The 12,102-nt window shown below is 65.1% G+C and carries 7 protein-coding genes; 2 read left to right on the top strand and 5 right to left on the bottom strand.

What is annotated here, in order from left to right; translation table 11 throughout:
• Together DN745_RS10610 and DN745_RS19325 are read right to left on the bottom strand one after the other, a co-directional pair.
• Complete coding sequence (locus DN745_RS10610) at positions 1 to 1,218, bottom strand: hypothetical protein (RefSeq protein WP_162687598.1); 1,218 nt, start codon at positions 1,216 to 1,218, stop codon at positions 1 to 3.
• 92 nt (positions 1,219 to 1,310) lie between these two features.
• Positions 1,311 to 2,471 (bottom strand): hypothetical protein, encoded by a 1,161-nt coding sequence (locus tag DN745_RS19325; protein ID WP_162687597.1) that lies wholly within the window; start codon positions 2,469 to 2,471, stop codon positions 1,311 to 1,313.
• Between the two features lie 418 nt (positions 2,472 to 2,889).
• On the opposite strand from DN745_RS19325, the gene DN745_RS10590 reads away from it, so the two are divergent.
• Complete coding sequence (locus tag DN745_RS10590; protein ID WP_111334672.1) at positions 2,890 to 4,140, top strand: helix-turn-helix transcriptional regulator; 1,251 nt, start codon at positions 2,890 to 2,892, stop codon at positions 4,138 to 4,140.
• Here DN745_RS10590 and DN745_RS10585 read toward each other — a convergent pair.
• On the bottom strand, positions 4,137 to 4,973 hold the full coding sequence (locus tag DN745_RS10585) for an SGNH/GDSL hydrolase family protein (RefSeq protein WP_111334670.1): 837 nt from the start codon (positions 4,971 to 4,973) through the stop codon (positions 4,137 to 4,139). The two genes, DN745_RS10590 and DN745_RS10585, sit on opposite strands and share 4 nt — an antisense overlap.
• Before the next feature lie 728 nt (positions 4,974 to 5,701).
• Here DN745_RS10585 and DN745_RS10580 point away from each other — a divergent pair.
• Positions 5,702 to 6,556: a DUF6261 family protein gene (locus DN745_RS10580; RefSeq protein ID WP_111334668.1), complete on the top strand. Its 855-nt coding sequence runs from the start codon at positions 5,702 to 5,704 to the stop codon at positions 6,554 to 6,556.
• A 784-nt stretch (positions 6,557 to 7,340) separates the two neighbouring features.
• Here the strand turns inward: DN745_RS10580 and DN745_RS10575 are convergent.
• Together DN745_RS10575 and DN745_RS10570 are read right to left on the bottom strand one after the other, a co-directional pair.
• The gene (locus tag DN745_RS10575; protein ID WP_204354969.1) at positions 7,341 to 10,133 is read right to left on the bottom strand and encodes a DNA translocase FtsK; all 2,793 of its coding nucleotides are present in this window, start codon (positions 10,131 to 10,133) and stop codon (positions 7,341 to 7,343) included.
• A gap of 219 nt (positions 10,134 to 10,352) precedes the next feature.
• Positions 10,353 to 12,071 (bottom strand): DUF6178 family protein, encoded by a 1,719-nt coding sequence (locus tag DN745_RS10570; protein ID WP_111334665.1) that lies wholly within the window; start codon positions 12,069 to 12,071, stop codon positions 10,353 to 10,355.
• Positions 12,072 to 12,102 lie beyond the last annotated feature (31 nt).

Raw genomic sequence — 12,102 nt, 5'->3', positions numbered from 1 at the left:
TTACTCGACGCAGTACCCCATCTCGGCGTGGCATTTGCCCTCTACGCAGAAGCCCACGCCGGCGCATTCGGCGTCGGTCGTGCAGGAGGTGCGCAGGCAGGTGTTCTCGGAAGAGCAGGAGAAGTTATCGGGGCAGCCGCCATCCTCGCAGGCGATCGCTTTGCAGTGGCCGTCTGCGGCGCAGAACTCGGCCTCGGCGCAATCGGCGTCGGCGGTGCAGCCGGGCAGGCAGAAGGTATTAAAGCCGTCGCAGGCGCAGCGGGTCGTTTCGGCGCGGCGGCAGACCTCGTCGGCGCCGCATTCGCTGTCGTCGCCGCAGGCGGTCATCTGACCGGCGGGCACGCAGGTGCGCGGCGCGCAGTAGGTGTAGCGCTCATGTTGCACGGGCGTCAGGCAGGAGTTGCTCCCGAATGCGTAGCAGTCATCCTCGACGTTGCACATGCCCAGATCGTTGGTGGTAGCGGGCAGGGTCAGGTCGAAGTCAAAGCCGTTGAGGCACCATTTGGTCTCGCCATTGGAGTCGAGCAGGTGCAGGACCAGGTCGCTGATTCGGCCGGTGACCGAGGCCCCGGCGCGGGTGCCGATCGCGCTGAGCGTCATCTCGCCAGAGGCGGTGTAGAAGAAGTCCTCGCAGGTGAAGGGGTTGGGGTCGGCGCCGGGATCACAGCCGGTCCATCCGTTCACAAAGGCGTTGATCGGCACGTCCTGCTCGGGGGTGCTCATCACGAAGGGGTTGTAGTCGGCCAGATCGGTGCTGCCGCCCTGAGGCCAGTAGATGACCAGGCCGCGGGTTTTACCGCTCTCGTCGGCTTCGCCGTGGAAGATGGCGTTGATGCCGTTGTGGTCATAGCGCGCAACCTCAAGGGTGCGAGGGCCAAACCCGCTCAAGTCGCAGCCGGGCACTGGGTCGTCATCCCCGACGTCGGGGGTGTCGTCGGCGTCGGGGGTGTCGCCGGCGTCGGGGGTATTGTCGGCGTCGGGGGTGTTGTCGGCGTCGGGGGGACTGTCGGCGTCGGGGGTATTGTCGGCGTCGGGGGTATTGTCGGCGTCGGGGGTATTGTCGGCGTCCTTGGCGTCAGAGGTGGAGCCCGTGTCCGTGTCGACCACTCCGGCGTCTGACGAGGCGTCGCTGTCATCATTGTCCGAAGAACAGGCCAGGGGCGCGGCGAGCATCATCAACAAGAGGAGGCTGAGGGTGGAGCGTGAAAAATTGTGCATTTGTGTGCCCTAGATCGTGTAAAAATACGTTCGGGATAATCGACCCGGCTGCGTGTGCGGCAGCCGGGTCATGACTTGCGGAGGGGTGCAAATCAGAATTGGGAAGCGCAGGCGCCAAAGCTCTCGTAGCAGCGACCTTCGACGCAGCGGCCGTCTACGCAGTCGTCATCCATCATGCAGGTGGTGCGCTCGCAGATGTTGTCGACGGTGCAGGAGTAGTGCGCGGGGCAGTCGGGGCTGGCGCCGAGACCCTGGCAGGGGATTGGGCCGCAGTGGCCGTCATCGCCGCAGGCCTCGCCGGTTTCGCAGTCCATGTCTTCGAGGCAGGCGGGCTGGCAGGTGGGCATCTCCGGGGAGCAGGCGCAGGCCTCCATCGGCGCGGGTCGGCAGACGCCGCCGGCGCCGCAGGACGCGTCGTCCAGGCAGAAGGTCAGATCGGGGTTGCAGCTCTGCGGCGGGCACATCGCAAAGCGCCGGGCCTCCTCCGGGTCAAAGCAGGAGCTGCCGCCGCAGTCCACATCAACGCGGCACTCGCCAGGGGCGGGCAGGTTGGAGACGACGCCAAGATCGAAGTCGAAGGCGTCGATGCACCAGCTCGTCTCACCCTCGGAGTCCACAACGTCCATCACCAGCTCGGAGAGCTCGCCGGTGAGCCGCTCGCCAGTCTGCGTGCCCAGGGCGCTGAGGGTCAGGTTGCCCGACTGGTTGAAGTACGAGGCCTCGCAGCTGTTGATCGAGGGAAGCACGCCGGGGGTGCAGCCGGTGTAGCCGACCACCACAACCGTGTTGGTGCTTCCGTTGGCAAAGGTGGGCAGCACGTAGGGGTTGTAGTCGGCCACGTCGCTGCTGGCGCCGCTGTTGAAGTTCCAGTTGATGATCAGGCCGCGGGCTTTGCCCTGGCCGTTAGCTTCGCCCAGAAAGGACGCCTTAAGCGAGTGGGGGGCCCAGACGGTGGCGTCTTCCAGGGTGAGGGCGTCAAAACCGTTCTGCGGGCAGCTCGGGGTGTTGTCGGCGTCGGGGGTGTTGTCGGCGTCGGGGGTGTTGTCGGCGTCGGGCGTGTCGCCGGCGTCGGGCGTGTCGCCGGCGTCGGCGTCGGGGGTGTTGTCGGCGTCGGGGGTAGAGCCCGTGTCCGTGTCAATCACGCCGCTGTCGGGGGTGTTGTTGGCGTCATCATCGTCCGAAGAGCAGCCCATTGGGGCGGCGAGCAGGAGCAACAGAAGCAGGCTAAGGGGGCAATTACGGCGTTGAAACATGGTCTTCTCCATTTTGTTTGTTTTTTGGGGATTCCAACGAGGCGAGCGGGTATATTTTTTTTAGACGTGTCGCAGCAATAGGTAATGCGTCCATAGGGTGGGCCGGGGGATCCCTTCGAAGCCCGCGGCTCCTCCGGCATGTCAACGCCAATACCCAGCCCCCCAAAAAAAACGGCGCAAAATATTGAGCCCAGGGATTGACGCATAAATGCTCATGAGGGCAAAATGCGCCGCCAAGGCAGCCAGCAGCACGCGGGTCGAGACCTCTACGCAGAAACAAAGCGCGTCGTGATCAAGGTTGATCGTCGCGAGCATTTGAAGGAGCGCTCACACGCCCATATCCGTTCCGATGGAGCGTTTCAGGAGATCGATATTTGGTGTTGAAGACAGAATGAATAGATAGAGAAAAGGGGAGCGTTTGAGCCACGTTGTACAGATTGTCCACGCCGCCTACCGCCTCGATGGTGATGATGAAGGCTGGTTGAACGAGTTGGTTGAGATGATGGCGCCCCGGTTTGAGCGGGGGCGAGGAATGGTGGGGTTTCGCTGGCGGGTGGACCAGGGGCGGGTGATTCCCCTGGAATTCGTCACCTGCAAAGGTCGTGAGGGTGACGAGGCGATGTTTCGGACCTTGCTGCAAAACCTCGACCCGACCCGGGCGCGCCTGGCCTACGAGCAACCCTATTGCTATCGGAGCCTCTCGGAGATCGCGCAGGCCCATCCGGTCCTACATGACCTTCGAGACGACTCGGATATGCAGCACCTCGCCCATCAGCGCGACGTGATCGACTTCGAGATGCTGCGCGTCGATGAGGCGCGCTGCCAGGGGTGGATGTTCAGCGTGATGCGCAGCGAGGTCGCCGGCCTGGAGCCGGCGCGCCGCGCCCTCTGGGAGTGTGTCGCGGCGCATATCGCCGCCGGCGCAAGGCTGCGCCAGCGTCTGGACCGGGCGGATCTCGATGGCGCCGCCGCGATCTATGACCCTGTCACCGACCGCCTGGATATTCGTGAAAATACACTGAAGCTCGGCTCGCGCCGCGAGACGCTCCGATCCATGATCGCCGCCCGACGCCAGGCCGACGCCCTGGCCGAGCACCGCCCGCTCGAGGCGATGGCGCTCTGGCAGGGGCTGGTGGCCGCGCGCTGGTCTTTGTTGGATGTGCTCGACAGCGATGGGCGAGCCTACACAATCCTGCGGGAGAACCCCGTCGAGGTGCGCAGCATCGTGGGGCTGAGCGAGCGAGAGCGGCAGGTCGCCTACCTGGTAGGGCGCGGTCACCATACCAAGCTGGTGGCCTATGAGCTGGGCCTCTCACCCTCGACGGTGCGCACTCAATTGCGCTCGGCGATGCGCAAGCTCAACGTCGAGGGCCGCGCCGGGCTGATTCGTCTGGTCAGCGCGGTCTTTGAGGCTCAGGGCCCGGTCCCAATCGAGGACACCTCCCTGCTCGCCCTCGCCAACCGACCCTGCCACCTTCCGCTGGGGCTCAGCGAGGCGGAGCGTGACGTCGCGCGTCAGGTCTACGACGGCCTGAGCAACGAAGATATCGCCGCGCGTCGGGCTACCTCGTCGCGAACCGTGGCCAACCAGCTCCGCGCAATCTACGCCAAACTCGGGATCAACTCGCGCGAGGAGCTCATCGCACGGCTCAGCGGCGACTCCCGCTAGAAGCGCTGGCTCCGGGTGTACACGCTCCACTGCTTCGGGCTCCGGTCCGCGACCTGTTGAAGCCTGAGCGCGCTGGCCGCGCTAATGCGCCCGGGGCGGTAGGTATTGCCGGTGCACGGCGCGTCCTGCAGCACGCGGTAGAACACGCAGGCGGCCAGGTAGGCGCCGGCCAGGTTGGCGTGGTTGCCGTCAGGGGCGTGCAGGCGTTTGGCGGTGTTTTGTCCGTAATAGTGATGCCAGGCGGTGCCGACCGGCGAGACCAGGGCGTTCGAGCGTTGGGCGCCCGTGGCGAACGCGCGGTCCAGCGCCTCTTGCAGGCGCATCGGCGAGGTAAAGCGCGTTTGTCTTTGGAAGTATGGGTCGTCGCCGTGGCGCGCCCAGGTGGCGTAGATGACCGGGGTGGCGCCGGCCTCGGTGGCGGTGGACGCCAGCAGGTCGAGCGATTGGTAGAACTGCTCGGGGTTGAGCGCGGGCGTGAGGCTATGCTCCTGCAGGACCACGAAATCCCATCCGTCGCCCTGAATAGTCGCGTTGGTGCCAGGCCGGCGAAGGTGGTCGCTCAGGCTCGCCCCGCCAATCGTCAACGCCTCAACCCAGATGGGCGTCCCATTCGCCTCGCCCAGCCGCTGCACCATACCCGGCACGTCGTGGACGTAGGTGTGGCTATTGCCGATAAAGAGCACCCGGAGCGCCTGCGGGGGCGGGGCGTCGTAGATGCGCTCGGGCGGGGCGGGGGCGTTGAGGCGATAGCCCGCCGAGTAGGCGACGAAGGTGCCCAGGGCGAGCAGGGCGGTGATGAGGATGGCGACGCGGATGGGCGTTAGTTTTTTCATGGCAGGGCTCGTCAAATTGGGCGGCGTGGCTGGGGGCGCACTATGGCCGATGGAGGGCGTGGGACGCAATGATGTTGGTCGCGAGACGCAACGCCCCGCGACCCCGACCAGCTTGTCTGGTCGGTGAGTAAGACTGATGGCTGATCGGCGCCTTGGCGGCGCTTGAGATCGGCCGTCAGTCTGGGTTCACCCGCCGGGCAAGCCGGCGGGGGTCGGCGCGGGGCGCGCGGGGCTGCAGCCGTCAGTCTGGGTTCACCCGCCGGGCAAGCCGGCGGGGGTCGTTGCGAATCGCCGAGGCGTCGCGAAACCAAGGCGTCCCAAACACCGCGCACCCGAAGCGCCTCGGCGAAAGCAACAGTAGATCTTCCCCTGGGGGAAGATGTCGCGCGGAGCGCGACAGAAGGGGGCGTGGGGGACCTGCGAGGCGTGGGGCGAAGCTTGTGTGGGGTTGGAGTAGTCGGGTGGGTTGCTTGCCAGACCTTGAAGGTCTGGCTCCGGAATTCCAGGGCAGCGCAGCGTAACCTACGGCGCCCTGCGCCAGCAGCGACCCCGACCAGCTTGTCTGGTCGGTGAGTGGGACTGATGGCTGATCGTCGTCCTGCGCCGCGAAACCCAACGCACCCAAAACAGCCGGTTGCGCCCAATCCCAGAACGCCGTAACTTATCTGCACACGCAGTAAAATTTATCGGCCAGCCCAGCGGGGGCGGCCCTTTGCATGGAGAGAACCATGAGCACGAATGTGCAGTTGACGAACCTTCTGAACTATCGCCAACCCACCGCGGGCGCGATGCTCTTTGCGCTGAATAAGCAGCACGCGCGCCTATGCCCGCAGGCGGGTCAGCCGGCCGAGATCGACAACGCCGAGCTCAAGCGCATGGTCGAGGAGGCCATCGCGGCCAATACCGAGAGCCGGGCGCTGGCCTTCGACTGGCGAAACCAGCGAAAGGCCGCGCCGCTGCGGCGCGAGGGCATCGCCGAGGTCGACGCGCGCGCCGACCGCGCGCTGAGCCAATTGGCGCGGGCCGTCGCGAATTGGGCCGAGCTTGAGCTCGACCACCCGAACCGCCAGATGGGCCGCCGGCTGCAGGCCGCGCTGTTCCCCGAGGGGGTCGGGGTGACGACCTCGCTGCGCTACGAGGACCAGAACGCCGCGATCGACGAGCTCCTGGGGCGGCTTCGCCGGGATTTTTCGACCGAGAGCAACGCCCTGGGCCTGCAGCTTTACATCACGCAATTGGCGGCGGTGAACGCCGAATATACTGAGCGCCTGTCGGGGCTAAAGACCGACGCCGTCACCTACGACCAGGTGCAGGAGGCCCACCGCGTCGGGCTGGATGCGTATTTCGCGGTGATCCTGCGGGTGTGGAACGATTATTTGCAGGACCCGGCCACGCGCGCCAAGCTGTTGGCCCCGGTCGACGAGCAGGATCAGCGCGTGCGCGCGTATTATAAGCGCCGCCGGGTCGCCCCGCCGATCGACCCGGAGACCGGCGAGGTGCTCGACGAAGAGGCCGGCGGGCCGGAGGCGGGGGAGCCGGCCGAGCCGGTCGCCGACCCGAGCCCGGCCCTCGACATGAGCTAACCCGCGCCGAGCGCTAATCACGACGCCCCGGGCCGCCTCGAGCGGCCCGGGGCGTCGTGTTTTGGCCCGAACTCGCATTTTATGCCAGCCCTGGGGCCCCGACCCCACCAGCCCCCCCATCCGGATGCCCCTCTTAGCCCTCGCGCTCTCAAAAATGGGGCATACCGATGCCCCCCTGAGCCCCCCTGGGGGGCTCAAGCCGGGGGTTCTATGCCAGCCCCAGGGCCCCAACCCCTCTGGGCACCCCATCCGGATGCCCCAAAAAAATCCCGCGTCGCGGCGAAGGGGGGATCTGTATGGGGTGCGTGGTGGCCTTGGAGGGCTAGAGCCGGCATAAAATGACAGGGCTGGGGGCTGTGGCTGTTAGTCTGGTTCACCCGCCGGGCAAGCCGGCGGGGGTCTGCGTAGGGGTCTGCGTGGGGGTCTGCGTGGGGGTCTGCGTGGGGGTCTGCGTGGGGGTCTGCGTGGGGGGCGCGGGGGCGCGGGGGCTGTGGCTGTTAGTCTGGTTCACCCGCCGGGCAAGCCGGCGGGGGTCGGCGTGGGGGGCGTGGGGGCTGTGGCTGTTAGTCTGGTTCACCCGCCGGGCGAGCCGGCGGGGGTGGTCGTGGCGAATCGTCGAGGCGTCGCGAGATGCAACGCACCGCGTACCCGAGGCGCCTCGGTGAAAGCAACGGAGTTGTTTGCCAGACCTAGAAGGTCTGGCTCCGGATACAAGCCGGCTCCGGATACAAGTCGGCTCCGGATACAAGTCGGCTCCGGGGGAAGGGGGGCCGGCGTCAGCCGCTCATCGGCAATGCGGCGGGATCTCGTTGACCAGCACGTCGCGTGGGCGGCACCCGTCGGACTCGCCGACGATGCCCTCGCTGGCCATGCGTTCGACCATGCGGGCGGAGCGGTTGTAGCCGACGCGCAGCTTGCGCTGGATCATCGAGATGGAGGCTTTTTGGGATTCGACGACGATGCGTACGGCGTCGTTATAATATTCGTCTTTTTCCCACTCGTCCTCGGGGTTGCCGCCTTCGTCGTCTTCGTCGTCGGTGGCCAGGATGGACTCGTCGTATTCGGCGGTGCCCTGGCTGCGCAGGAAGTCGGCGATCTGGTGGATCTCGGTCTCGGAGACGTAGGCGCCGTGGACGCGCTTTAGGTAGCTGGTGCCGGGCGGGACGAAGAGCATATCGCCGTTACCGAGCAGGCTCTCGGCGCCGTTGGAGTCCAGGATGACGCGGCTGTCCGTCTTGCTCGTAACGCGCAGGGCGATACGGGTGGGGAAGTTCGCCTTGATAAGCCCGGTGATGACGTCGGTCGAGGGGCGCTGGGTGGCCAGGATCATGTGGATGCCGGCGGCGCGGGCTTTTTGGGCAAGGCGCGCCACGGCCTGCTCGACGTCCTTGGAGGCGGTCATCATAAGGTCGGCGAACTCGTCGATGACCACGACCAAAAACGGCATGCGCTGGTGGCGCGGGGAGCCGTCGTCCTGGATGTCGAGCTCGCGCATGGCGGCGGATTCTTCCTTGCCGTCGAGCGCGTCGAGCTCGGCCTGCTTGGTCAGGCGCTCGACCTTTTTGTTGTAGCCCTTCAGGTTACGCACGCCGAGGTCGGCGAGTTTTTGGTAGCGCCGCTCCATCTCGTTGACGGTCCAGTTCAGGGCGATGGTCGCCTGGTTGGGGTCGGTCACCACGGGCAGCAGCAGGTGCGGGATATTCTCGTAGATATTGAACTCGAGCATCTTCGGGTCGACCATGATCATGCGCACGTCCTCCGGGGAGTTCGTGTACAAGAGGCTGACGATCATGGTGTTGACCGCGACCGACTTACCCGAGCCGGTGGCACCGGCGACCAAAAGGTGCGGCATCTTGGCCAGGTCGGCGACGACCGGCTCGCCCTCGGTGCCTTTTCCGAGCGCCATGGGGAGCTGCATCTCCTGATTTTGGAAGACGTCGTCGGCGATGATCTCTTTGAGCCACACCATCTCGCGGGTCGGGTTGGGCACCTCGATGCCGACCACGCCCTTGCCGGGGATGGGCGCCACGATTCGCACGCTCAGGGCGGCCAGGCCCATGGCCAGGTCGTCGGAGAGCCCGGCGATCTTCGAGATCTTGACGCCCGGGGCGGGGCTGAACTCGAACATCGTGATGACCGGGCCGGGGCAGATCTCGACCACGGAGCCCTCGACCTTGAAATCGGCCAGGGTCTGCTCGATCTGTGCGGCCATCTGGCGCAGGGCGTCGGTGTCGATCTCGACGGCGTCGCCGTCGTCGAAGTCCAGGAACGTGATCGGCGGCAGCTCGTATTTGCCCTTCTTTTTGGGCTTGAAGAGGATGCCGTCGCCGTCGTCAGCCGACAGCATTTCTTTTTTCTCGCGCGAGCGCTTCTGGCTCTCGCTCTCGACGATCTGCGGGCCGAAGTCGGCGTTCACCGGGCCCGAGGCCTGCTTCTCTTTGCCCATATCGATGACCTTGGAGTCGCCCGCCGGGGCCGGCTTGGCGGCCTCCGCGGGGCTCTCGTCGTCTTCGACATGGCGGATAACGATCTCGGGCTCCGTGGCCAGGGGCTCGCCCATCTCCCACTCGCCAGAGTCGGCGGCGGCCGCGTCGGCGGCGTCTGCGACCACGGTGATCGCGGCCTCGTCGACCTTGTCGTCGCTCTTCGATTTGCTCTTCTTCTTGGATTTCTTCTTCTTCGACGCCTTCTCTTCCTCTTCGAGGTCGAGCTCGCTGCGCAGCAGGCTGGTGATGGTGCCGGTGAGCTTTTCCTGCACTTCCTTCTCGGGATCGTAGTCGTATCCCTGCTCGATCAACGGCTTGAGCGAGAGCTCGGCGGCGATGCGCGCGGGGTCGTCGGCGTCCAGGCCCTGCAGGGCCATCAGCTCGGCGCGGGCCTCGGCGAGGCGCTCTTTATAGAGTTTTCGCACGGTGCGTTTGTGCTGCACCCAGGCGCTGAAATGATGGATCTTGGCGGTGATTTTGCGCACCAATGCGCCCAGGCTCATATCGGTGGCGAGCATCAGGCTCAGCAGCAAGGTGCTGATGCCGAGGATGCTGGCGCCGACGGTGCCCACCAGGCCGCGCGAGATCTCGGCGGTCAATTCGCCGACGAGTCCGCCGGGCATATGTCCAAAGAGGGTGTGCTCGACGAAGGCGAGGTGGCAGAGCATCGCGCCGGCTAAAACGAAGAGCAATTGGCCGGCGATCTCGGACCATTTCCACTCGATCAGCCGCCCGACGATCAGCATAAAACCCAGGTACCAGAGCAGGGCGTCGAAGAAGAAGACGCCCACGCCCACCAGGTAGAGCAGCAGGTCGCCCAGGTGCACGCCGACCGGTCCGATCAGGTTGCTGGGCGGGCCCGCGCCGCGGATGTCGGCGGGGTCAAAGCTTAAGACCGACAGCAGGATGACCAGCGCGAGCGCGATCAAGATCAGTCCACCGACCTCGCGCCCCAGCGCCATCGACTTCGATGAATAGGCGGGCGTCGCGTCCTTTTTGGAGGAAGACTTCTTCTTCGAAGACTTCTTCTTGGTGGATGACTTCTTTGCGATCGTTTTTTTTGCGGCGTCTGCCGTGGTTTCTGAGGCCATGGTGCTCTTCTCCGTGGTGGCCGATTCCGTCGCAGTTTGGCCCCAGAACCCGAAGGTCTGGGGCAAAATCGCTGGGGGGGAATCGCTCGTTTTATCGCATCCTTGCGATCGAGCCGCGCCTCAAATCACCGGTAAATAATGAAGGGTCCGGTGAGGCGCGGGGTATCCTGCAGGCAGGTTATCATGGTTCGGCGGCGCGTCAATTTTGTCGACTCAGGCTCAGACGTGAACCAATACGACCTCTTGGAAGAGGGCGGAGTTGTCGACGCCGGTGACGCCGGCGAACTCGTCGTCCAGGCGCGCCAGGGTCGCGACGACCCAGCGGGTAAAGAGCACATTGGAAGAGGGCGGCATCTTGGCGCTGAGCTGGTCCAGGAGCGGCTTGAAGAAGGCGGTGCCGCCTTCGGCGTCCCAGGGCGCTTGATTGATCTTCTGGATAAGCTGGGCGATCTCGGCGCCGTCCAACGGGTCGATGCGCGGCTCGTCGCCCAGGATAAATCGAGCCAGCCAGGTCGCAAAAAAGACGTCGAAGGTCGTGGTCGTCTCGTTATTGGCCAGCAGCTCGGAGTCCAGCGTTTCGCTCAGTGACCGCGGGGTCTGCTCGATGATCCCGAAGAGCCAGATCTGTTTGAAGGCGAGCATGCCGATGCGCACCGCGGCGGCGTCGAGCTGGTCCTGAGATTTGAAAATCTCGAAGCTTCGCCAATCCCAGGCGAAGGTCGGGCGCGGGCGGTCCAGGGACTCGGCCAGGGCGCGCTCGTCTTCGTTGAGCAGCGAGTAGCGCTCGCCGTCGATCAGGGTCAGCGCGGGGCGCTCCTCGAGGCTCGCGAGCTGCGCCTGGAGTTTGCGCGGCAGCGAGAAGCCGACCTGGAAGATGCGTTTGACCGGCACGCTGGCCAGGGTCTCGGCGGCGCGCGCCATCTCGGCGCGGCTCAAGAATTCGAGGCCAAGGCTCAAATAGCCCAGCGTGCGACGCGCGACCTCGCGGCCACTCTCGACTTCGCCCGGCTCGATGCCGTCGGCCATCATGGTGCGGTTTGTGAGCGCGCCGATCTGATAGATGATGCTCTGAATCTGCCGGGGGTCGTCGATGGTGTTCAGGACGCGGTAGACGAAGAACTCCTCGTCGAGCTCATCCTCGACCACCACGGGCAGGTCGATATTTTTGGGCAACGCGCGCTCGATAAAGGCGTCGAGGCTGGGCTTTTTGTCCAGGCTGTCGCGGAATTTCGCCGGGTCGAGGTATTGGTAGGCCTCCATGGCCTCCTCGCGGCTGACGAATCCGAACTCCTCAAGGCGGCTATTTCGCCATTTATAGGCGTATTCCTCCATCTCGCTCATCAACTCCCAGCGCGTGGCCTCAAAGAGGGTCCACACCAGGACGCGGTCGACCGCGTAGGTGCGCTCGACGAGCGCGCGCATCAGCGCGGCGCGGTCTTCGTTCTCGGGGTAGACCAGCGCGTAGGCGCCGTCCGGGCTCATCGAGACGTTGCCCTCGAGGTGGTCCGGGATGCGGCCATCGTCGAGGTCTTCGACGTGCAAGAAGGATTTGAAATAGATGGAGATGACCTCGGCGTCGACCTCGCGCATCACCTTTTTGAGCTTCTCATCGCTCGCCTCGGTGACGATGGCCAGCAGCCATTTCTCCATCTTCTCGGGGATCAGGCGGTCGCGGGTCCAGCAGTCGAAGTCGACGAAATTCTGGATCTGGGCGGGCGTGGCGTAGTGGATCAGATCGTGGGTCTGATCCCAGCCCGCCGACTTGATGAGTTGATAAAAAACCTGGGCGTCCAATTGCTCAAAGAACCCCTCGGGATCATCCATGTCGAGGATGGCCTTGATCTGTTCGGTAGGCTCTCCTGGCGGCAGCGAGCGCGTCACATGACTCAGGGGGGAGTCGGGGCGATGCGCGTCCAGGTTAATGATTTTATCACTCATGATTTGACCGCCTTAAAAGTACGTCGGTTGA

Origin of the sequence: Bradymonas sediminis (genome assembly GCF_003258315.1) — a bacterium.
In the GTDB taxonomy this organism is placed as follows: domain Bacteria; phylum Myxococcota_A; class Bradymonadia; order Bradymonadales; family Bradymonadaceae; genus Bradymonas; species Bradymonas sediminis.
The sequence above is the reverse complement of the archived record's forward strand: the minus strand, read 5'-3'. Positions and strand labels throughout refer to the sequence as shown.

Coding starts and splice junctions, on each gene's coding strand:
- DN745_RS10610 (WP_162687598.1), bottom strand. CDS start 1,218: ATGCACAATTTTTCACGCTCCACCCTCAGCCTCCTCTTGTTGATGATG.
- DN745_RS19325 (WP_162687597.1), bottom strand. CDS start 2,471: ATGTTTCAACGCCGTAATTGCCCCCTTAGCCTGCTTCTGTTGCTCCTG.
- DN745_RS10585 (WP_111334670.1), bottom strand. CDS start 4,973: ATGAAAAAACTAACGCCCATCCGCGTCGCCATCCTCATCACCGCCCTG.
- DN745_RS10580 (WP_111334668.1), top strand. CDS start 5,702: ATGAGCACGAATGTGCAGTTGACGAACCTTCTGAACTATCGCCAACCC.
- DN745_RS10575 (WP_204354969.1), bottom strand. CDS start 10,133: ATGGCCTCAGAAACCACGGCAGACGCCGCAAAAAAAACGATCGCAAAG.
- DN745_RS10570 (WP_111334665.1), bottom strand. CDS start 12,071: ATGAGTGATAAAATCATTAACCTGGACGCGCATCGCCCCGACTCCCCC.